The organism is Paracoccus sediminis (assembly GCF_900188295.1).
Classification (GTDB): Bacteria; Pseudomonadota; Alphaproteobacteria; order Rhodobacterales; family Rhodobacteraceae; genus Paracoccus; species Paracoccus sediminis.
Genome location: NZ_FZNM01000001.1, coordinates 554,775 through 573,924 on the forward strand (window position 1 = coordinate 554,775; position 19,150 = coordinate 573,924).

Below are 19,150 nucleotides of genomic sequence, written 5' to 3' on the forward strand. Positions count from 1 at the left end.
GAGCGCGACCGAAGAAGGCTTGACCGTCGGGATCCAACGCCAGCCGACCGGCTGGTCCAACAGGAGGAGGACAGATGGCTTACGCATCGCCCGACGCAACGACCCGTTCGCGTCCCATGACGTCCGAGGAAAAGAAGGTCATTCTGGCCTCGTCCGCGGGCACGATCTTCGAATGGTACGACTTCTATCTCTATGGCTCGCTGGCCTCGATCATCGGCGCGCAGTTCTTCACGGCCTTTCCCGAAGCCACCCGCAACGTCTTCGCGCTGCTGGCCTTTGCGGCGGGCTTTCTGGTGCGGCCTTTCGGCGCGCTGGTCTTCGGGTCGCTGGGCGACATCATCGGCCGGAAATACACCTTTCTGGCCACCATCCTCATCATGGGCTTTTCGACCTTTCTGGTCGGCCTGCTGCCGGGCTATGCGTCCTGGGGCATCGCCGCGCCGATCATCCTGATCGTGCTGCGGATGTTGCAGGGCCTGGCGCTGGGCGGCGAATACGGCGGGGCGGCGGTCTATGTGGCCGAACACGCGCCGCAGGGCCAGCGCGGCTATTTCACGGCCTTCATCCAGACGACCGCGACGCTGGGCCTGCTGCTGTCGCTGGTCGTGATCCTGATGGTCACGTCCTATGTCAACGCCAACTATCCCGCCGTGCCGCAACTGGGCCTGGACGGCCAGCCGCTGCTGGACGCCACCGGCGCCCAGGTGATGCTGGAACCGTTCCGCGCCTGGGGCTGGCGGATTCCGTTCCTGGGGTCGGTCTTCCTGCTGCTGATCTCGCTGTATATCCGGTTGCAGATGAACGAATCCCCCGCCTTCAAGAAGATGAAGGAAGAGGGCGCGCAGTCCAAGGCGCCGCTGAAGGAAGCCTTTGGCAACTGGCGCAACGGCAAGATCGCCCTGATCGCGCTGTTCGGTCTGACCGCCGGGCAGGCCGTGGTGTGGTATTCGGGCCAGTTCTATGCGCTGTTTTTCATCCAGAACGTCGTCAAGGTCGATCAGTTCAGCGCCAACGTCTTTGTCGCCTGGTCGCTGATCCTGGGCACCGCCGGGTTCATCTTCTTCGGATCGCTGTCCGACCGCATCGGCCGCAAGCCGATCATCCTGGGCGGCTGCGCCCTGGCCGCCGCGACCTATATGTGGGTGTTCCCGATGCTGACCAGCGTCGCGAACCCCGCCTTGGCCGCGGCCCAGGAAACCCCCGTCACGGTGACGGCGGCGCCTGACGACTGTTCGTTCCAGTTCAACCCGGTGGGCACCGCGCAGTTCAACAACAGCTGCGATGTCCTCAAGGCGGCGCTGTCGCGGTCCTCGGTCAACGTGCAGCAAACCGTGGACGCCCCGGCGGGCACCGTCGCGTCCGTCCAGGTGGGCGAGACGACCGTGCAGGCCTATGACGGCAACGTGCTGACCGGCGATGCGCTGGCCGCCGAAAAGGCCCGCTTCACGACCGAGATCAACGCGGCGATCACGGCCGCGGGCTATCCGCTGACGGCGGCGGACAACACCACGGTGGCCAAGGCCGACCACTTCTTCGACATCTTCAACGCCCAGAACATCTCGATCGTGCTGATCCTGACCTATCTGATCGTGCTGGTGACGATGGTGTACGGTCCGATCGCGGCGCAGCTGGTCGAACTGTATCCGACCCGGATCCGCTATTCCGGCCTGTCGCTGCCCTATCACATCGGCAACGGCTGGTTCGGGGGGCTGCTGCCCGCCACGGCCTTCGCGATTTCGGCCCAGACCGGCAACATCTATGCGGGGCTGTGGTATGCGATCGTGATCGCGGTGATGACCGTTGTCATCGGCACCCTGTTCGTGCCGAACAACAGCCACAAGAAGAATATCTTCGCCGACGACGGCGTCTGATCGCGACACGGGGCCGGGCCGGGGCGAACCCCGGCCCTTCCTTTCCCCGCTTATCCATGAAAGCTTGGCCCATGGCGCGCATTCTTGTTGTCGAGGACGAGGACAACATCGCCATGGTTCTGGAATTCCTGCTGGCCCGCGACGGACATGCCCACACGCGCCTGGCCGAAGGCGCCGCCGCGCTGAGCGCGATCCGTGCCGACCGTCCCGACCTGGTGCTGCTGGACGTGATGCTGCCCGACATGTCGGGCTATGAGATCGTCGAACGATTGCGCGCCGATCCTGGCCTGTCGGGGGTGCGCATCCTGTTGATGACCGCGCGCGGATCGCTTGTCGAACGGCGCCGGGGCCTTGCGCTGGGGGCGGACGGGTTTATCGCCAAGCCGTTCGAACTGTCGGAACTGCGCGCCGAGATGACCCGGCTTCTGGCCTGAGGGTTCAGCGCCTGCGGGCCTGCCACAGGGACCACACGCCCAGGCCGACGGCAAGATAGACCGCATTGACCGCCAGCCCGGCCAGAACCTGGGTCGGCATGGGTTCGGGCCGGTCCGTCACGCCCGTCATCGGGATGATCGCCGCCACGAAGATCGCCCCCGCGGCCAGCGGCAAAAGCATCCCCGTCATGGGGCGGTTGCGCAGCGTCGTCAGCAGCAGCATGACCAGCAGGCCGATCCGGAACACGTCCGCGGCCTGCGCGGTCATCAAATCGGCCATGGTCCGTTCCCCTTGGTTTTCCGCAGTCTAGCCCATGGCTCGTGCCGGGGTCCAGCGGATCACAGGGGTATTTCCGGCTGGCTTGGATCAAGGGGAACGGGGGGTGCGGCCTTGTCCCCCGGCAAGGATTCCCCGATGGGCGGCGGCGGGGGCGCGTCGGGCCTGCGGCGGATCAGGACATCGCCGTTCGCCAACCGTTCGGGCGTCTGGTAATTGCCCAGATCGTCCACCAGAACCGCCAGATCCTTCAGCATCGGCGCCAGTTCGGTCAGGGTGACGCCCATGTCCTGGCCCAGCCGTTCCAGATCGGGGCCAAGCTCGCTCCACAGGTTTTGGGCGATGATGCCCAGGCCGCGTTCGACAAGGCCCAATCCGTCTTGGGTGTCGTTCTGCGCGGCAGCGGGCAGGGGCGTGGCCAAAAGGGTCAGGATCAGAAGTCTGTGCATGAACCCCCCGGATCGCCTGGAATGGCCGGGGCCATGCTACGCCTGCCCGCCCTGGGTGTCCATCGCCGGAACGGCGCAATGGAAAAGGGCCGGCCAAAGGCCAGCCCTTCATACCTGACGGAACACGGGTTCCGTTCGGAAATCAGCTGTCGTCGTTGTCGTCGTCGTCGTCGTTGTCCGAAGCGACGGCGGCGATGACGCCCAGCAGCAGCAGGGCCGGAACCACCAGACCGGCGTTGGTCGAGGCGGGACGCTCTTCCACGACGACAGGCTCGACGTCGACGACGGGGGCGACATAGCCACCGGCCAGAGCCGAGGAGGCGGTCAGGCCGAGAGCGGCAGCGAAGGTAGCGAATTTGGTCATGATCATGCTCCGTTTCGTTTGAAGGCTGCCGTCACCGGCAACATCGAGGCGACAGTTACACAATCCCGGATCGTTTGAAAGGCGCATTGATCCAAATCCGATGCTGGCTTGCGGCGACTGTTGCATATTGGCCAACACCCCCCGCGGCCCCAGGTTCCGCCTGCAATCATGGGCCTGCGGCGGCTGTGGCAATCCTGCACTAGCGGGGGCGAACCGATTGGGAAAGGACGAAAATTCCCGCAGCGGCGGCCACGATGGACGGCCCGGCGGGCGTGTCCAGACGAAGGCTGGCCCACAGCCCCGCCAGAACCGAAAAGGCGGCGATCAGCGTGGCCGTTCCGGCCATTCCTTCGGGGGTGCGCGACAATCCGCGGGCCGCGGCCGCAGGCACGATCAGCATGGCCGAAATCAGCAGCGATCCGACCACGCGAATCGACAATGCGACCACAACCGCAAGGGTAATCGACAGGACCACGCGTTCGACCCTCGGGTCGATTCCGGCGGCCATCGCCAGATCCTCGTTGACCGAGGCGGTCAGAAGCCGCTGCCATCGCCAGGCCAGCACCGCCAGAACCCCGACGGCGCCCGCCCAGATCAGCGCCAGATCGGCGCGGCCCACGGCCAGGATGTCGCCGAACAGATAGGCCGACAGGTCGGACCGGGCCGCCGGAACGAAGCTGATCGCGACAAGGCCGATGGCCAGCGCCGAATGCGCCATCACCCCCAGGACCGTGTCCATCGCCCGCCCGCGCGTGGCCAGAGCCGAAACCGCCAGCGCCATGGCCAGCGCCACCAGCATCGTGCCCGCATAGATCGAGGCGTTGAAGGCCAGGCTGATCGCCACCCCCAGGATCGCCGCATGGGCGGTCGCATCGCCGAAATAGGCCATGCGCCGCCAGACGACGAAGCTGCCGAGCGGACCCGCGACCAAGGCCACGCCCAGCCCGGCCAGGACCGCGCGGATGAAGAAATCGTCCAGCATCATCTTGCCCCGGCGGATGAGGCGCGGGAACAGGGCGCGCCCTGATCGTGGTCGTGGTCGTGACGATGGCGGTACAGGGCCAGCGTCCCCTCTGCCCCGGTGCCGAACAGGGCGCGGTATTCGGGGGCGGTGCTGACATGCTGGGGCGTGCCTTCGCAGCAGACATGGCCGTTCAGGCAGATAACCCGGTCCGACGCGCGCATCACCACCAGCAGGTCGTGGCTGACCATCAGCACGGCGGCGCCGGTCTGGCGGCGCACATCCTCGATCAGGGTGTAAAAGGCGACGATGCCGGGCTGGTCCAGCCCCTGCGTCGGTTCGTCCAGCACCAGCAGGTGCGGGTCGTGCAGCAGGGCGCGGGCCAGCAGCACCCGCTGGAACTGCCCGCCGGACAGGTGCGTCAGCTGACGGGACTGCATCCCGCCGACCCCGGTGCGGACCAGGGTTTGCGCCGCCATGTCGTCTGACACCCGGCGCGGCAGGGACAGGAACCGCCGCACGGTCATGGGAATGGTGGTGTCCAGTTGCATCCGCTGGGGAACATAGCCGATGCGCAGCCCCGCCCGCCGGGTCACACGGCCCGCCGCCAGCGGCATATGGCCCAGCAGCGCGCGGACCAGCGACGATTTTCCCGAACCGTTCGGACCGACGACGGTGACAATTTCCCCCGGCGCGATGCGGAAATCGACATCTTGCAGGACGGTTTCATGGCCGCCGGGGCGCAGAATGGTCAGGCCCTGGGCCTGGATCAGCGCGCTCATGCCGGGGCGCCGGCGCAGGCGGGGCACAGGCCCACGGCCTCGATCGTGGCGCGTTCGACGGCAAAGCCGGTCTCGGCCGCCAGATCCGACAGGGCGGCATGGACGGGGGGGGCAGGCAGTTCGGCCAGCGTGTCGCAAGCCCGGCAGATCAGAAAGGCCGGGGCATGATCCTGCCCGGGATGCAGGCAGGCCGCAAAGGCGTTCAGCCGCTGCAAACGATGCGCCAAGCCATGTTCGACCAGAAAGTCCAGCGCGCGATAGGCGACCGGCGGCTGGCGGCCAAAACCTTCGGCGGCAAGGCGGTCCAGAACCTCATAGGCCCCCATGGCGCGGTGCGATTCCAGAAGGATTTCCAGCGTGCGGCGCCGGACGGGCGTCATCCGGCCGCCCTGTCGGGCCAACCGCCCCTCGGCCTCGTCCAAGGCGCGCGCCTCGCAGGCGCGATGGTCATGGGCGGCAAAGGCGGGGGTCGCCTGGTCCGGATCGGGACGCGCGTTCACTTTGTTACTTTATCACATGATGATTGACTTGTTATCATGTAACATGAAAGGACAGCCTCCGCAACCGAACGACCCCTTTCCCCATCAAGGACATCCCATGCGCATCATGCTTTCCGCCCTTGCCGTTCTGGCCGCCGGTCCTGTTCTGGCCGAACCGCCGCGCGTTGTCGTCGATACGCCCGTGACGGCATCGCTGGTGAATCAGGTGATGGGCGATCTGGGACAGGCGCGCATCCTGCTGGCGCAGGGCGCCAGCGCGCATCACCACCAGATGCGCCCGTCGGATGCGCGGGACTTGCAGGATGCGGGGCTGCTGATCTGGACAGGGCCGGAGCTGACGCCCTGGCTGGACAGGGCGGCGGCCTCGGTTGCGGGCGATGTGGCGCAGGTGAGGCTGCTTGCGGTGCCGGGAACGCATCTGCGGGGCTATGGCGCCGGGGCCGGGGATCATGCGCATGACACAGGCTCGGAGTCCGGGCACGACAGCGGATCGGTCGATCCTCATGCCTGGCTGGACCCGGCGAACGGGCAGCTTTGGCTGGGGACCGTCGCCGAGGCTCTGGCCAAGGCCGACCCGGCGAATGCCGCGGTCTATGCCGCCAATGCCGCAGCGGCGGCGACCCGTGTCCGCGATCTTGAAGCCGATCTTCAGGCGCGGCTGGCCCCGTTCCGCGATGACAGCATCGTGGCCTTTCACGACGCCTATGGCTATTTCACCGATCATTTCGGATTGCGGCCCGCGATCGCGATCTCGCTGGGCGACGCCAGCACGCCGTCCGCCGCGCGCCTGGCCGAGATCCGGTCCCGGATCGCCGCGACCGGCGCCCGCTGCGCCTTTCCCGAATACGGCAGCGATCCGCGGCTGGTCGAAACCGTGGTCGAGGGGACGCCCGTGCGGATCGGCGCGGAACTGACACCCGAGGGAAGCGGCGGCGCGGCCGGTGACGACCTTTACGGAAGAATCCTCACAGGCTTGGGCGATGCCCTGACGGAATGCCTGTCGCAAGACTGAAAAAATGCGCGGGCCTTGGCGGGTTTGGCGCCCCTAAAAAAATTCCGACTCTTTTACTTTGACATTCCAGACTGAATTTGTCAGATTTCAAGCGTGAAGGTTCAAACCCATGAGGCTCATCATGACCGCAGTGCGTCCTGCCGATTTCCAGCATCCCGCCGCAAGCGTCCTGTCGCGCATTCCCCAGCATGACGCGACCGCGCTGACGCGGGGCGGCAACCAGGCCCTGATCGTCCTGGACGAGCAAATCTATCAGTTGCGCATCACCCGCGCGGGCAAGCTGATCCTGACGAAATAATCCCCCTGCGCCCCGGACCATGCAACGGCGCATGGGCTGGGGACAGGCGGGACGTGGATCATCCGCGCGGCTTGCCTTGGGGCCGACCGCCCGGTTTGCCACCCGGTTTCCCGACGGGACGCCCGCGTGGCTTGTCGGTGAACCGTGCGCCCTGACCCCCCGATCCGCCATGGGCAGGCTTGGAACCGCCCGGCTTGCCGCCACCGGGTTTGCCGCCACCGGGTTTGCCGAACGACCGGCGCTCGCCATCGGGTTTCCCTTCTCCCCTCGGCTTGAAGCCGCGCTCGCCTGCCGGCTTGCCGTCGCCGCGCGGTCCGAAACCGCCCGGCTTGCCGCTGCGCGGCTTGAACCCGCGTTCGCCATCGGGCCGGTCCGCGTCCTGCCGGGGCTTGAAGCCGCGTTCGCCCCGTTCTCCTTGGGGCCGGGCCTCGTTGCGCGCCTTGAAGCCGGGCGTGTCGCCATCCCGTCGCCCATGGCTGCCCCCACCGTCGCGCGCGGGCTTGGCAAAGCGCGGCCGATCCTCGGAACCTTCGTCGCGATCGGCGCGGGGCTTGGCCTGCCACGGGCGGGCGGGGCGGGTGCCGTCGTCGCGCGCAGTTCCCGGCTTGCCGCTGAACCGGGGACGTTCGCCGCCATCGCCCGGTGCGCCAAAGCGCGGCTTGCCTGGCGTGTCGGACCAGGACCGGGCCGGGCGGTCCCCTGCCGGACGGGCGGAATCGTCGCGCGATGATCCTGCGGGCTTGCGCGCGAAACGGCTGCCACCATCCGCGCCAGCCGACGCAAAGCGGCGGCGCGGTGCGTCGCCGTCATCGCGGCGCGGGCCGCGCGGGCCTTCGGCGCCACGGGGGCGCATCTCGCGATCCTTGGACGCCGTTTCCTCGCCCGTCAGCAGGCCGCCCAACTGGTCGCGCAGGACGCGGCGCTTGACCTCGACCACCTCGTTCTTTTCCATGCCGGTCAGCTTGAAGGGACCATAGCCGATGCGGATCAGCCGGTTCACCTGCAAGCCCACATGGGTCATCGCGCGGCGGATCTCTCGGTTCTTGCCTTCGCGGATGCCGACGGTCAGCCAGGCGTTCGCGCCCTGCTGGCTGTCCAGCTTGATCTCCATGGGCGCAAACTCCTCGCCGTCGATGGTCACGCCCCGGCGCAGCGGGTCAAAGGTCATGTCGCTGGGGGTGCCGTTCACCCGCACCCGGTACCGCCGCAGCCACCCGGTCGAAGGCAGTTCCAGCCGCCGCTTCAATTCGCCGTCGTTGGTCAGCAGCAAAAGCCCTTCGGATGTCAGGTCAAGCCGTCCGATGGTCATGACGCGCGGCAGGTCGCGGGGCAGGGCGTCGAACACCGTCTGACGGCCCTTTTCGTCCGATTCCGTCGTCACCAGCCCCAGGGGCTTGTAATACAGCCACAGCCGGGTTTCCTGCGGCTCGTCCAGTTTCTTGCCATCCACGGTGATGCGGTCGCCGGGCACCACGTCCAAGGCCGGGCTGTCGATCTTTTTCCCGTTCACCGTCACCCGGCCTTCCAGGATCATCCGTTCGGCGTCGCGGCGGCTGGCCACGCCCGCGCGGGCCATCACCTTGGCGATGCGGTCGGGGGATGGTTGGGCGGTTTTCGGGGTGTCGTCGTCGGTCATGGCGATCTCTCCTGCGCATCGCTGCGGTGGCAAAAGCGCGCTTGTAACCGGCGCGCCGGGGCGGGGAAAGGCCGATCTGGCGGCTTGCGCCCCGGCACCGGCCTTGCGACAAGCGGGGGCATGAGCCGCTTCACCTCTCATATGGCGCTGGCGCTGGCCGAGGCAAGGGCCGCAGCGGACCGGGGCGAGGTGCCGGTAGGCGCGGTCGTCGTGGCCCCGGACGGGCGCGTGGCGGCGGCGGCGGGCAACCGGACGCGCGAACTGTCCGATCCGACGGCCCATGCCGAGATCCTGGCGATCCGGGCCGCCTGCCGCGCCGCAGGATCGGAACGCCTGCCGGGCCATGACCTGTGGGTCACACTGGAACCCTGCCCGATGTGCGCATCGGCGATTTCCGCAGCGCGGATCGGTCGCCTGTATTACGGCGCCAGCGACCCGCGCATGGGGGGCGTGGACCATGGCGCGCGGGTTTTCGACCATCCGCAGTGCCATCACCGGCCACAGGTGTATGACGGCCTTGGCGCCGACCCGTCACGGGCCTTGTTGCAGGGGTTCTTCCGGAACAGACGCTGACGGTTGCGCCTTGCGCACCCGGCGCGGTGCTTCTATACCGTCGCCCATGCGGGTGTAGCTCAATGGTAGAGCAGCAGCCTTCCAAGCTGAATACGTGGGTTCGATTCCCATCACCCGCTCCAACCGTTCCCGATGGCGGCTCAGGCGTCAGTCGCTGGCATAGGCCCTGCGGCGCAGGACGGATTTGACCTGCATCGTGTCGGGATCGATCCGGACCAGATGCCCGCCGACAATGGCATAGCGGCTGTCCGCCAGATCCTTGCCCAGGCCGTAACGGCCGGGCTGGTCGATGAACCGAACGTCTTCGCTGCGCAGGATGGCACCGGGCACCGGCACGGGCGGAGGGTTCACGATGCCCGTATCCACCGTGCCATGCGCCTCGGGCCGGTAATGGTTCGACGCCACCAGCAGGACCGCTGTCGCGGCCGTTACGATCATGGTCAGCCTGAGGCTCATGGTCTTGGTGTCCGGCGCTGCTTGTCGTGCGGAAAAAACCGGACAAGCGGGGACCTGGTTCCCCCTGGGATCACGGTTCCGTCCTTTCAGCGGTTCTTTTCGACAAAGCGTGGCAACATTGCCGAAAAATCCCGGCCCCGCCCGTCCTCGTGTTCGACGAACTGCCGGTACAATTGACGCGCCAGCGCGCCCATCGGCGTATCCGCACCCGCCGAACCGGCGGCCGCCTGCGACAGGTCCAGATCCTTCAGCATCAGTTCGGCGGCGAATCCGGGCTTGTAGCCGTTGTCGGCGGGCGAGGTCGGCCCCACCCCCGGCGCCGGGCAATAGGCGTTCATGGACCAGCTGTAGCCCGAGGACGTGGACACCACGTCGAACATCTTCTGGCGGTCCAGGCCCAGCTTGTCGGCCAGGGCGAAGGCCTCGCAGGTGGCGATCATGGTGACGCCCAGGATCATGTTGTTGCAGATCTTGGCCGCCTGGCCCGCGCCTGCGTCGCCGCAATGGACGGCCTTCTGGCCCATGATGTCGAACAGCGGCCCGGTGGTCGCGAAGGCGTCGTCGGATCCGCCCACCATGAAGGTCAGCGTTCCCGCCTGCGCGCCCCCGATCCCGCCCGACACCGGCGCGTCCAGCGCGCCCAGCCCCGCCGCCTGCGCCTGCTGGGCCACCGCGCGGGCGCTGTCCACATCGACGGTGGAACAGTCGCACAGGATCGCGCCGGGCTTCATGGCCGGGATCACCTGATCGGCCACCGCGCGCAGGATCTGGCCGTTGGGCAGCATGGTGATGACCACATCGGCATCCGTCACGGACGCCGCGGCGCTGTCGGCCATCGTCAGGCCTTCGGGACGGGCGGCGGTGTCGAAGCCCGTCACCTCGTGCCCCGCCCGCGCCAGGTTCAGCGCCATCGGCGCGCCCATGTTGCCAAGTCCGATGAATGCGATCTTCATGCCCGTTCCTCCAGGGTCAGTTCGTGCGGCCCAAGGGGCGCCAGCAGCGCCGCGACATTTTCGGGGCTGGCATCGGCCATCCACTTGGGCTTGCGGTCCTTGTCGATGATCTGCGCGCGCACGCCTTCCAGAAAGTCGGTGTCGCGGGTGGCGCGATAGGTGAAGCGGTATTCGCGGGCCAGCGATTCCTGCATCCGCGCATCGTCGCGGGCGGCGCGCACCATCGCCAGCCCCGCCGCCATGGACAGGGGCGAATTCCCGGCCAGGATCTTTAGCGTCTGCGCGTCGCCGTCCTGTTCCAGCGCGTCGATGATGTCGGCCACGCTGTCCTGGGCGAAGGGCGACAGGTCCATCGTGCGCAGGGGGGCAGTGGGTGCGTCCCTTCCTTCGATCAGGGACGGATCGCCGGTTTCCTCCAGCCGGGCGATCAGGTCGGGCCAGTGCGTTTCCGGCAGGTAGGTGTCGGCGAAACCCGCGTGGATCGCATCGCCCGCGCCCATCCGCGCGCCGGTCAGCGCCAGGTATTCGCCGACCCGCCCCGGCGCGCGGGACAAAAGCCAGGTGCCGCCCACGTCGGGAATCAGGCCGATGCCCGATTCCGGCATGGCGATCTGGGTGGTGTCGCCGACGATGCGGTGGCTGGCATGGCCCCCCACGCCCACGCCGCCGCCCATCACGAAGCCCCCCATGAAGGCCACGACGGGTTTCGGGTAATCGGCGATGGCCGCGTTCATGCGGTATTCGTCGGCAAAGAAACGCTGGCCCGTCGCATGATCGCCCGCCAGCCCGGCGCGATAGACCGCCGCGATGTCGCCGCCCGCGCAGAAGGCCCGGTCGCCTTCGGCGTCGATGACGACCAGTTCGACCGCCGCGTCGTCGCGCCAGCCGTCCAGGGCATCGTGGATCGCCAGCGCCATGTCGTGGCTGAGCGCGTTCAGCGCCTTGGGCCGGGTGAATGTGATGCGCCCGGCGCGGCCCGCCTTGCGGATGTTCAGGTCGTTCATCGGTTCCCCCGTTCGGCCAGCATCGCCCGCCCGACGATCAGGCGCATGATCTCGTTCGTGCCTTCCAGGATCTGGTGGACGCGCAGGTCGCGCACGATCTTCTCGATCCCGTAATCGGCCAGATAGCCGTATCCGCCGTGCAGTTGCAGGCAGCCGTTCGCCACGTCAAAGGCGCGGTCGGTGACGTGCAGCTTGGCCATGGCGCAGAACTTGGTGGCGTCCGGGGCACCCGTGTCAAGCTTCCAGGCCGCCTGGCGCAGCAGGACGCGCGCCGATTGCAGGGCGGTTTCCATGTCGGCCAGCCGGAACTGCAAGGCCTGGAATTTGTCCAGCGTGTGGCCGAAGGCGCGGCGTTCGCCCATATAGGCCAGCGTCGCGTCCAGCGCCGCCTGCGCGCCGCCCAGCGCGGTCGCGGCGATGTTCAGCCGCCCGCCGTCCAGCCCCGCCATCGCATAGGCGAAGCCGCGCCCTTCCTCGCCCAGCAGATGGTCCGCCGGGATGTCGCAATCGTCGAACTGGACCTGCGCAGTCGGCTGGGCGCGCCAGCCCATCTTGTCCTCGGGCGCGCCGAAGGACAGGCCGGGGGTTCCGTCGGGCACGATCACCGCGCTGATGCCGCGCGGCCCGTCGCCGCCGGTGCGGACCATGGCGACATAGGCATCCGAATAGCCACCGCCCGAAATGAAGGCTTTGGTGCCGTTCAGCCGCAATCCGCCGTCCGTGCGGTCCGCGCGGGTGCGCAACGCGGCGGCGTCCGATCCGCTGCCCGGTTCGGTCAGCGCATAGCTGAACACGCGTTCCATGCTGCACAAGCCGGGCAGCCAGCGGGCTTTGGCATCGGGCGATCCGAACTTGTCGATCATGCCGCCGCACATGTTATGGATCGACAGAAATGCCGCGACGGACGGGCAGGCCATGGCCAGCGCCTCGAACACCAGGGTGCCGTCCAGCCGCGACAGGCCCGATCCGCCGAACTCCTCGGACACATACAGGCCGCCAAAGCCAAGCCCCGCCACGTCGGCCCACAGGTCGCGCGGGATGGTGCCCTGGGCTTCCCAGTCGCGGGCATGGGGGGCGATGCGGGTCTCGCCGAAATCGCGGGCCATGTCGAAGATGGCGCTTTGTTCCTCGGTCGGCGCAAAATCCATGCCCTCATCCCCCCGATGAAATTGAACATGCGTTTCATTGCCCCAGGTTGCCGCGTCTTGGCAAGGTCAGAGACCGTGGTGAAAGTCCGCGATCAGCTGGCCCACCAGTTGGATCATTGCCTCGTCCCGCGTGGCGCCTGCGCCCATGGCGCGCGACAGGACGGCCCGCTGGCGCGCGGCGGAACCGCCTTCGGATACGATGTCGCGCGTCCGGGAAACCTGCGGCTGGCTGTCCAGGGCGTCGGCGTCGGGGGCGATCAGGGCCAGCCAATCCTCGACGGCCTGGGCAAAGGGAATGATCCGCCCGGCGCCAAAGTCGATCATCCCCTCGGCCATGCCGTAACGGGCGGCCCGCCAGCGGTTTTCGCCCAGCAAAAAGGGGTCGTATTGCCGCCACCGCTGGTTCCGGCGCGACAGGCGCCACAGCATCCGCAGCGTGGCCTGGATCAGCGCGGCCAGCGTGATCGTGTCGTCCAGCCGGGGCGAGGCGTCGCAGACCCGCGTTTCCAGCGTCGGGAATTTCGACGACGGCCGCAGATCCCACCAGATCTTCGAACTGTCCTCGATGACGCCCAAGCCGGTCAGGGTGCGGACCGCCCGGTCGAATTCGTCCCAGCCGCCGAATTGCGGCGGCAATCCGGTGCGGGGCATCCCGCCAAAGACCGTGGTGCGATAGGACGCAAGGCCCGTGTCGCTGCCCTGCCAGAACGGGCTGGACGCCGACAGGGCCAGCAGATGCGGCAGGAAATAGGCCATCTGGTTCATCAGGTCGATGCGCAGCGCCTGCGATTCGATGCCCACATGGACATGCATCCCGCAGATCAGCATCCGCCGCGACACCGCCCCCATGTCGCGCGACAACTGGTGATAACGGTCCTTGTCGGTGTGGAACTGGTCCCGCCAGTCCGCGAAGGGATGGCAGGATGCCGCGATCGGCGCCAGCCCGTATTGCCCCGCGATCCGCGCCACCGTGCGGCGCAGATGGGCCAGGCGGTCGCGGGCTTGGGCGATGTCTGCGGCGACGGGGGTGCCCGCCTCGATCTGGCAGCGCAGGAATTCGGGGCTGACCTGATCGCCCAGGGCATCCCGGCAGGCCGCTATCATGCCGTCCGGCGCGGGCGCCAGATCGCCGGTATCGGGATCGACCAGAAGATATTCCTCCTCGATCCCCAGGGTAAAGTCCGGTTCGTCGGTCATGGCTGCTTCCGGCATTTTCGCCAGGAAAGCCCGGCCGCCCGGCGGGCGCAAGGCGGTTCGGCCCGCCAGGGCCTTCCGGTCAGCCGCGCACGCCCCGTTTCACGGACCGAACCACCGTCAGGACGACAAGCGCCGACACCAGCAGAATGCCCGCCGCGGGTCCGGGGACGGGTTGCAGGGGGGGCAGGTCCGGCATCTGGGGCGGCTGGGTCGAGGTGTCGCCGGCCGAGGGCGTTTGCGACGAATCGCCCCAGATCGGCGGAAACACCGGATCGGGCTTTCCGGGCGTGGTTCCGCCGGGATCGCCGGGATTTTCCGGCTGCCCCGGATTGCCCGGAATGTCCGGCCGATTCGGACCGCCCGACCCCCCCGGACCGCCCGAGCTGCCGCCCCAGACCGGAACCCCCGGCGCGGGATAGCCGCTGGACGCCATCGTCGCCGGGGTAAGCCCCGGCGCACCCGGCGCGCCGCCAAGGGGGGCATAGGGATCGACCGGCAGATCGGTCATCATCCAGCCCGGCGGCACCTTGCCCTCCAACGGGGAATCGTCGCCCACGATCAGCACCGGACGATCGCCGTACTGGTCGCGCTGGATCACATGGACGGCCGGCCGAAAGCCCATCCCCTGAAAGAAATGCAGACAGGAATCTTCTTGCGTGCAGAATTTCCGCATCATGACTTGCCCCGAACGCCCGGCTCAGCAGCAAGTCGATCAGCCCTGCCAAAACAGGCAGGGCCAGTCAACAACATCAACCACTTACACCGTCATACCACGTAACACAGACATAACTATCTTATTCGCTGGAAACCGATAGCTGTCTAATTGGTCAATTTGTTTGCGGCAGGATTGGTTCCCGAAGGCACGCCGAAAGGGCGGGACTGCGACCCCGCCCTTGTTCCTCAGTCCATGGCGCGGAAGTTGAATTCCCCGCCTTCCTTGATCCCCGACGGCCAGCGGGCCGTGACGGTCTTGGTCCGGGTATAGAACCGGAAGGCGTCGGGACCGTGCTGGTTCAGGTCGCCAAAGCCCGACTTCTTCCAGCCGCCGAAGGTGTGATAGGCTAGGGGCACCGGGATCGGCACGTTGATGCCCACCATGCCGATGTTGATGCGGCTGGCGAAATCGCGCGCCGTGTCGCCGTCGCGGGTATAGATCGCGGTGCCGTTGCCGTATTCGTGGTCCATCGCCAGGCCGATGGCTTCTTCATAGGACTTGGCGCGGATCGTGGACAGGACGGGACCGAAGATTTCCTTGCGATAGATGTCCATGTCCGGGGTCACGCGGTCGAACAGATGCGGGCCGACGAAAAAGCCGTCCTCGTATCCTTGCAGGTTGAAGTCGCGGCCGTCGACGACCAGTTCGGCGCCCTGGTCGATGCCCGACTGCACCAGCCGCAGGATGTTTTCCTTGGCGGCCTTGGTCACGACCGGGCCGTAATCCACGTCGTTGCCCGCGGTCCAGGGACCGACCTTCAGCTTTTCGATGCGCGGCACCAGCCGTTCGATCAGCGCGTCGGCGGTCTTGTCGCCCACCGGCACGGCCACGGAAATCGCCATGCAGCGTTCGCCCGCAGCCCCATAGCCCGCGCCCACCAGGGCATCGGCGGCCTGGTCCAGATCGGCGTCGGGCATGATAATCATGTGGTTCTTGGCGCCGCCGAAGCATTGCGCCCGCTTGCCGGTCGCGGCCGCGCGTTCATAGATGTATTGCGCGATCGGGGTCGATCCCACAAAGCCGACGGCCTGGATGACCGGGTTGTCCAGGATCGCGTCCACGCTGTCCTTGTCGCCGTTGACGACCTGCAAGACGCCGTCGGGCAGCCCCGCCTCTTGCAGCAGCCCGGCCAGCATCAGCGGCACGGACGGATCGCGTTCGCTGGGCTTCAGGATCATCGCGTTTCCGGCGGACAGGGCCGGACCCATCTTCCACAGCGGGATCATCGCGGGAAAGTTGAAGGGCGTGATGCCCGCCACCACGCCCAGCGGCTGGCGCATGGAATACATGTCGATGCCGGGGCCGGCGCTGTCGGTGAATTCGCCCTTCAGCAGATGCGGCGCGCCGATGCAGAACTCGATCACCTCCAGCCCGCGCTGGATGTCGCCCTTGGCGTCGGGGAAGGTCTTGCCGTGTTCGGACGACAGCGCCTCGGCCAAGGTGTCCATGTCGCGGTTGATGAGGCGCACGAATTCCATCATCACGCGGGCGCGGCGCTGCGGGTTGGTGGCGCCCCATTTGACCTGCGCGATGGCCGCGCGGTCGACGGCGTGGTCCAGTTCGGCCTTGGTGGCCAGCGACAGTTTCGCCTGAACCTCGCCCGTGGCGGGGTTGAAGACATCGCTGAAACGGCCCGAGGTTCCCGTGTATTCCTTGCCGTCGATCCAGTGGTGAATCTCTTTCATCGCATCCTCCGTTGCGGGGTTGGCGACACCATAGCCTTGCGGAATTGCCGGATAAAGGGGAAGGTCGGCAAAGACGTTTTGCATTTCCGCAAAGGAGGCGGGGTGGACTGGGACGATCTGCGCATCTTCCTGGCCGTCGCGCGGGCCGAAAGCCTGTCGGGGGCGGGGCGGCGGCTGGGGATGGACGCGTCCACCATCGGTCGGCGCATCGCCCGGCTGGAATCGTCGGTGGGCGCTGCGCTGTTCGCCAAGACCCCGCAGGGATACGCGCTGACGGCCGAAGGCGCGCGGCTGGTCGCCCCGGCCGAGGCCGCCGAGCAGGGCGCCAACGCCGCCGCCGAGGCCGTGGGACGCGAGGCCGGGCTGACCGGCCAGTTGCGCATCGGCGCCCCGGACGGCTGTGCGAACTATCTGCTGCCGCAGGTGGCGCGCGGCCTGTGCGCCGCCCATCCGGGGCTGGAGATCCAGATCGTCGCCCTGCCGCGCGTGGTGAACCTGACGAAACGAGAGGCCGACATGGCCGTCGCCGTCTCGCCCCCCGATACCGGGCGGCTGACGGTGCAGCGGCTGACCGATTACCGCCTGCACCTGGCCGCGCATGACGATTACCTGCGGGACGCCCCGCCGATCCGGGATCTGGCCGACCTGCGCCATCACCGGATGATCGGATACATTCCCGACATGATCTTCGACCGGGAACTGGATTACCTGTCGGAAACCGGGGTCCAGTCGGCGGCGATCACGTCGAATTCCGTGTCGGTGCAGATGCAGGCGATCCGGGCGGGGGCGGGGGTCGGCATCGTCCACGATTTCGCGATTCCCTTTGCGCCGGGCGTGCGCCGGGTGCTGCCCGGCCGGGTCGCGCTGACGCGCAGCTTCTGGTTGATCCGCCATGCCGACGACCGCGCATCCCGCCGGTTGTCGCTGCTGGGCGACCTGCTGGCGCACGGGCTGCGGGCCGAAGTCGCGCGGCTGGAATCGCAGGTTGCAGGCCCAAGCCTTCGTCGCCCTTGACGCCCGGCGATTCGGCGAAAATGATGGACCGGCAATCGCGCCACGGAAGGGATGCCCCATGCTCGTCAATCAGCTGCTGTCGATGAAATCCACCTCGGGCAAGCCGGGGATCGAGGCGCAGACGGTCCTGACCATCCGCCCCGACGCCACCCTGGGCGAGGCCGTGACGATGCTGTCCGACCTGCGCATCGGCGCCGTGGTCGTGTCCGAGGATGGGAAGAAGCCGAACGGCATCCTGTCGGAGCGCGACATCGTGCGCCAGCTTGGCAAGCACGGCCCCGGCGTCCTGTCCACCCCCATATCCGAGGTGATGACCCGCGACGTGCAGACCTGCACGGTCGGCGACGATGCGCTGGTGATCCTGGAACGGATGACCCAGGGGCGGTTCCGCCATCTGCCGGTGGTCGATCACGACGGCAACATGCTGGGGGTGGTGTCCATCGGCGATGCGGTCAGCGGACGGCTGAAAGAGCTGGCGGCCGAAAAGGAAGCCCTGACCGGCATGATAATGGGCGCCTGACCGCGCCCCGCAAATGCTTGCAATCCGTGCAGGAATGGGTTTTGCCTGACGGACAGGCAAGCATAGGGACGCCAGTTCATGCGCATCGGTCTTTATCCCGGCACCTTCGATCCGATCACGCTGGGCCATGTGGACATCATCCAGCGCGCCATGGCCCTGGTGGACCGCCTGGTGATCGGGGTGGCCATCAACCGCGACAAGTCCCCCCTGTTCGGGCTGGAGGAGCGGGTGGCGATGGTGCAGGCGGAATGCGACCCGATCAGCCGCCGCACCGGCGGGGAAATCGTCGTCCACCCGTTCGAGAACCTGCTGATCGACTGCGCCCGCGACGTGGGCGCCCAGGTGATCGTGCGCGGGCTGCGCGCGGTCGCCGATTTCGAATACGAATTCCAGATGGTCGGCATGAACCGCGCCCTGGACGCCAGCATCGAGACGGTCTTCATGATGGCCGATGCGCGCCGCCAGGCCATCGCGTCCAAACTGGTCAAGGAAATCGCCCGTCTGGGCGGCGACGTGTCGAAATTCGTGACCCCGCCGGTGGCCGAGGCGCTGACGCGGCGCTTTCAGGGATAGGATCGTCAGCCCCGCCCGATAAAGGGCATGTTCGTGGCCATCACGGTCATGAACTGGACATTCGCGCCGATGGGCAGGCCGGCCATGTGCAGCACCGCGTCGGCCACCACCGCCACGTCCATCAGCGGTTCCGCATCGGGCGAACCGGCGCTGACCTGCGCCAGAAGGTCGGTCGCGGCATTGCCGATGTCGATCTGGCCGCAGGCGATGCCAAAGGGCCGCCCGTCCAGGGACAGCGATTTCGTCAGCCCCGTGACGGCATGTTTCGAGGTGGTATAGGCGACCGATCCCGGACGGGGCGCATGGGCCGCGATCGACCCGTTGTTGACGATCCGCCCGCCTTGGGGCGCTTGCGCCCGCATCAGCCGAAAGGCCGCGCGGGCGCACAGGAACATGCCCGTCACGTTGACCGCGATCACGTCGCGGAAGGTGTCGGCGTCCAGGTCGTCGGGCGTGGCGGGGCGGGCGCCGCGCCCCGCGTTGTTGAACAGCGCGTCCAGTCGGCCCCATTCCGCATGGCAGCGGGCGAAGGCCGCGTCCACGGCGGCCTCGTCCGTCACGTCGCAGGGCAGGATCAGGGCCGGGGCGCCGCGCACGGTGTCGCGCAGCGGTCCTTCCGTGCGGCCCAGAGCCGCGACCCGCCAACCCGCCGCCAGAAAGCGGCGCGCCGTCGCCCGGCCGATGCCGCTGCCCGCGCCGGTGATGACGATGGACCGCGCATCGGCCAT

23 protein-coding genes and 1 tRNA gene are annotated in these 19,150 nt (G+C 67.7%); 9 read left to right on the plus strand and 15 right to left on the minus strand.

Annotated features, from left to right (window positions below; all coding sequences use genetic code 11):
- Nucleotides 1-74 precede the first annotated feature (74 nt).
- Nucleotides 75-1,871, plus strand: coding sequence for an MFS transporter (locus CHB77_RS02910; RefSeq protein ID WP_207303002.1), 1,797 nt, complete (start codon nt 75-77; stop codon nt 1,869-1,871).
- 71 nt (nt 1,872-1,942) lie between these two features.
- Nucleotides 1,943-2,305: a response regulator transcription factor gene (locus CHB77_RS02915; protein WP_089386652.1), complete on the plus strand. Its 363-nt coding sequence runs from the start codon at nt 1,943-1,945 to the stop codon at nt 2,303-2,305.
- A gap of 4 nt (nt 2,306-2,309) precedes the next feature.
- Here CHB77_RS02915 and CHB77_RS02920 read toward each other — a convergent pair whose 3' ends face one another.
- The 6 genes from CHB77_RS02920 to CHB77_RS02945 form a co-directional block, all read right to left on the minus strand.
- On the minus strand, nt 2,310-2,585 hold the full coding sequence (locus CHB77_RS02920) for a hypothetical protein (protein WP_089386653.1): 276 nt from the start codon (nt 2,583-2,585) through the stop codon (nt 2,310-2,312).
- Nucleotides 2,586-2,644: 59 nt separating this feature from the next.
- Entirely contained in the window at nt 2,645-3,031 is a 387-nt protein-coding gene (locus CHB77_RS02925; protein WP_089386654.1) for a hypothetical protein, read from the minus strand.
- 142 nt (nt 3,032-3,173) lie between these two features.
- The gene (locus tag CHB77_RS02930) at nt 3,174-3,395 is read right to left on the minus strand and encodes a hypothetical protein (protein WP_423212859.1); all 222 of its coding nucleotides are present in this window, start codon (nt 3,393-3,395) and stop codon (nt 3,174-3,176) included.
- Nucleotides 3,396-3,594: 199 nt separating this feature from the next.
- Entirely contained in the window at nt 3,595-4,377 is a 783-nt protein-coding gene (locus CHB77_RS02935; RefSeq protein WP_089386656.1) for a metal ABC transporter permease, read from the minus strand.
- Entirely contained in the window at nt 4,377-5,138 is a 762-nt protein-coding gene (locus tag CHB77_RS02940) for a metal ABC transporter ATP-binding protein (RefSeq protein WP_089386726.1), read from the minus strand. The genes CHB77_RS02935 and CHB77_RS02940 overlap by 1 nt, the downstream gene beginning before the upstream one ends.
- Entirely contained in the window at nt 5,135-5,638 is a 504-nt protein-coding gene (locus CHB77_RS02945; protein WP_423212858.1) for a Fur family transcriptional regulator, read from the minus strand. The genes CHB77_RS02940 and CHB77_RS02945 overlap by 4 nt, the downstream gene beginning before the upstream one ends.
- Nucleotides 5,639-5,735: 97 nt before the next feature.
- On the opposite strand from CHB77_RS02945, the gene CHB77_RS02950 reads away from it, so the two are divergent.
- Nucleotides 5,736-6,650 (plus strand): zinc ABC transporter substrate-binding protein, encoded by a 915-nt coding sequence (locus tag CHB77_RS02950; protein ID WP_089386657.1) that lies wholly within the window; start codon nt 5,736-5,738, stop codon nt 6,648-6,650.
- A gap of 109 nt (nt 6,651-6,759) precedes the next feature.
- Nucleotides 6,760-6,948: a hemin uptake protein HemP gene (gene hemP / locus CHB77_RS02955; RefSeq protein WP_423212857.1), complete on the plus strand. Its 189-nt coding sequence runs from the start codon at nt 6,760-6,762 to the stop codon at nt 6,946-6,948.
- Nucleotides 6,949-7,006: 58 nt separating this feature from the next.
- Here the strand turns inward: hemP and CHB77_RS02960 are convergent, their stop codons facing one another.
- Nucleotides 7,007-8,584, minus strand: a complete 1,578-nt coding sequence (locus CHB77_RS02960; protein WP_242626483.1) for a pseudouridine synthase — start codon at nt 8,582-8,584, stop codon at nt 7,007-7,009.
- Nucleotides 8,585-8,704: 120 nt separating this feature from the next.
- On the opposite strand from CHB77_RS02960, the gene CHB77_RS02965 reads away from it, so the two are divergent.
- Nucleotides 8,705-9,157 (plus strand): nucleoside deaminase, encoded by a 453-nt coding sequence (locus tag CHB77_RS02965; RefSeq protein ID WP_242626482.1) that lies wholly within the window; start codon nt 8,705-8,707, stop codon nt 9,155-9,157.
- A 48-nt stretch (nt 9,158-9,205) separates the two neighbouring features.
- A tRNA-Gly gene (locus tag CHB77_RS02970) sits at nt 9,206-9,279 on the plus strand.
- A 25-nt stretch (nt 9,280-9,304) separates the two neighbouring features.
- On the opposite strand, the gene CHB77_RS02975 is transcribed toward CHB77_RS02970, so the two are convergent.
- The 7 genes from CHB77_RS02975 to CHB77_RS03005 all read right to left on the minus strand — a co-directional run bounded on the left by CHB77_RS02975 (nt 9,305) and on the right by CHB77_RS03005 (nt 16,315).
- Entirely contained in the window at nt 9,305-9,613 is a 309-nt protein-coding gene (locus CHB77_RS02975; protein ID WP_089386661.1) for a hypothetical protein, read from the minus strand.
- A gap of 86 nt (nt 9,614-9,699) precedes the next feature.
- Nucleotides 9,700-10,566, minus strand: coding sequence for a 3-hydroxyisobutyrate dehydrogenase (mmsB, locus tag CHB77_RS02980; protein WP_089386662.1), 867 nt, complete (start codon nt 10,564-10,566; stop codon nt 9,700-9,702).
- Nucleotides 10,563-11,570 (minus strand): enoyl-CoA hydratase/isomerase family protein, encoded by a 1,008-nt coding sequence (locus CHB77_RS02985; RefSeq protein ID WP_089386663.1) that lies wholly within the window; start codon nt 11,568-11,570, stop codon nt 10,563-10,565. Before CHB77_RS02985 ends, mmsB begins: the two co-directional genes overlap by 4 nt.
- Entirely contained in the window at nt 11,567-12,718 is a 1,152-nt protein-coding gene (locus CHB77_RS02990) for an acyl-CoA dehydrogenase family protein (protein WP_089386664.1), read from the minus strand. Before CHB77_RS02990 ends, CHB77_RS02985 begins: the two co-directional genes overlap by 4 nt.
- A 66-nt stretch (nt 12,719-12,784) precedes the next feature.
- Complete coding sequence (locus CHB77_RS02995) at nt 12,785-13,915, minus strand: carboxylate-amine ligase (RefSeq protein ID WP_089386665.1); 1,131 nt, start codon at nt 13,913-13,915, stop codon at nt 12,785-12,787.
- 79 nt (nt 13,916-13,994) lie between these two features.
- On the minus strand, nt 13,995-14,591 hold the full coding sequence (locus tag CHB77_RS03000) for a hypothetical protein (protein WP_089386666.1): 597 nt from the start codon (nt 14,589-14,591) through the stop codon (nt 13,995-13,997).
- A 224-nt stretch (nt 14,592-14,815) separates the two neighbouring features.
- Entirely contained in the window at nt 14,816-16,315 is a 1,500-nt protein-coding gene (locus tag CHB77_RS03005) for a CoA-acylating methylmalonate-semialdehyde dehydrogenase (RefSeq protein ID WP_089386728.1), read from the minus strand.
- Nucleotides 16,316-16,417: 102 nt separating this feature from the next.
- On the opposite strand from CHB77_RS03005, the gene CHB77_RS03010 reads away from it, so the two are divergent.
- The 3 genes from CHB77_RS03010 (at nt 16,418) to coaD (ending at nt 18,422) form a co-directional block, all read left to right on the plus strand.
- Nucleotides 16,418-17,329: a LysR family transcriptional regulator gene (locus CHB77_RS03010; RefSeq protein WP_089386667.1), complete on the plus strand. Its 912-nt coding sequence runs from the start codon at nt 16,418-16,420 to the stop codon at nt 17,327-17,329.
- Nucleotides 17,330-17,387: 58 nt separating this feature from the next.
- Nucleotides 17,388-17,849 (plus strand): CBS domain-containing protein, encoded by a 462-nt coding sequence (locus CHB77_RS03015; protein ID WP_089386668.1) that lies wholly within the window; start codon nt 17,388-17,390, stop codon nt 17,847-17,849.
- Between the two features lie 78 nt (nt 17,850-17,927).
- The gene (gene coaD, locus CHB77_RS03020) at nt 17,928-18,422 is read left to right on the plus strand and encodes a pantetheine-phosphate adenylyltransferase (protein WP_089386669.1); all 495 of its coding nucleotides are present in this window, start codon (nt 17,928-17,930) and stop codon (nt 18,420-18,422) included.
- A 5-nt stretch (nt 18,423-18,427) separates the two neighbouring features.
- Here the strand turns inward: coaD and CHB77_RS03025 are convergent, their stop codons facing one another.
- A complete protein-coding gene (locus CHB77_RS03025; protein WP_089386670.1) occupies nt 18,428-19,150 on the minus strand; it encodes an SDR family oxidoreductase in 723 nt (240 codons plus the stop codon).

Bases quoted from the DNA above. Each gene is read 5' to 3' on its own strand.
- CHB77_RS02975 (WP_089386661.1), bottom strand. From the start codon at position 9,613: ATGAGCCTCAGGCTGACCATGATCGTAACGGCCGCGACAGCGGTCCTG.
- coaD (WP_089386669.1), top strand. From the start codon at position 17,928: ATGCGCATCGGTCTTTATCCCGGCACCTTCGATCCGATCACGCTGGGC.
- CHB77_RS03000 (WP_089386666.1), bottom strand. From the start codon at position 14,591: ATGATGCGGAAATTCTGCACGCAAGAAGATTCCTGTCTGCATTTCTTT.
- CHB77_RS02950 (WP_089386657.1), top strand. From the start codon at position 5,736: ATGCGCATCATGCTTTCCGCCCTTGCCGTTCTGGCCGCCGGTCCTGTT.
- CHB77_RS02940 (WP_089386726.1), bottom strand. From the start codon at position 5,138: ATGAGCGCGCTGATCCAGGCCCAGGGCCTGACCATTCTGCGCCCCGGC.
- CHB77_RS02910 (WP_207303002.1), top strand. From the start codon at position 75: ATGGCTTACGCATCGCCCGACGCAACGACCCGTTCGCGTCCCATGACG.
- CHB77_RS02995 (WP_089386665.1), bottom strand. From the start codon at position 13,915: ATGACCGACGAACCGGACTTTACCCTGGGGATCGAGGAGGAATATCTT.
- mmsB (WP_089386662.1), bottom strand. From the start codon at position 10,566: ATGAAGATCGCATTCATCGGACTTGGCAACATGGGCGCGCCGATGGCG.
- CHB77_RS02990 (WP_089386664.1), bottom strand. From the start codon at position 12,718: ATGGATTTTGCGCCGACCGAGGAACAAAGCGCCATCTTCGACATGGCC.
- CHB77_RS03005 (WP_089386728.1), bottom strand. From the start codon at position 16,315: ATGAAAGAGATTCACCACTGGATCGACGGCAAGGAATACACGGGAACC.
- CHB77_RS02930 (WP_423212859.1), bottom strand. From the start codon at position 3,395: ATGACCAAATTCGCTACCTTCGCTGCCGCTCTCGGCCTGACCGCCTCC.
- CHB77_RS02985 (WP_089386663.1), bottom strand. From the start codon at position 11,570: ATGAACGACCTGAACATCCGCAAGGCGGGCCGCGCCGGGCGCATCACA.
- CHB77_RS03015 (WP_089386668.1), top strand. From the start codon at position 17,388: ATGCTCGTCAATCAGCTGCTGTCGATGAAATCCACCTCGGGCAAGCCG.
- CHB77_RS02935 (WP_089386656.1), bottom strand. From the start codon at position 4,377: ATGCTGGACGATTTCTTCATCCGCGCGGTCCTGGCCGGGCTGGGCGTG.
- CHB77_RS02925 (WP_089386654.1), bottom strand. From the start codon at position 3,031: ATGCACAGACTTCTGATCCTGACCCTTTTGGCCACGCCCCTGCCCGCT.
- hemP (WP_423212857.1), top strand. From the start codon at position 6,760: ATGAGGCTCATCATGACCGCAGTGCGTCCTGCCGATTTCCAGCATCCC.
- CHB77_RS03025 (WP_089386670.1), bottom strand. From the start codon at position 19,150: ATGGCCGATGCGCGGTCCATCGTCATCACCGGCGCGGGCAGCGGCATC.
- CHB77_RS02915 (WP_089386652.1), top strand. From the start codon at position 1,943: ATGGCGCGCATTCTTGTTGTCGAGGACGAGGACAACATCGCCATGGTT.
- CHB77_RS02965 (WP_242626482.1), top strand. From the start codon at position 8,705: ATGAGCCGCTTCACCTCTCATATGGCGCTGGCGCTGGCCGAGGCAAGG.
- CHB77_RS02960 (WP_242626483.1), bottom strand. From the start codon at position 8,584: ATGACCGACGACGACACCCCGAAAACCGCCCAACCATCCCCCGACCGC.
- CHB77_RS02920 (WP_089386653.1), bottom strand. From the start codon at position 2,585: ATGGCCGATTTGATGACCGCGCAGGCCGCGGACGTGTTCCGGATCGGC.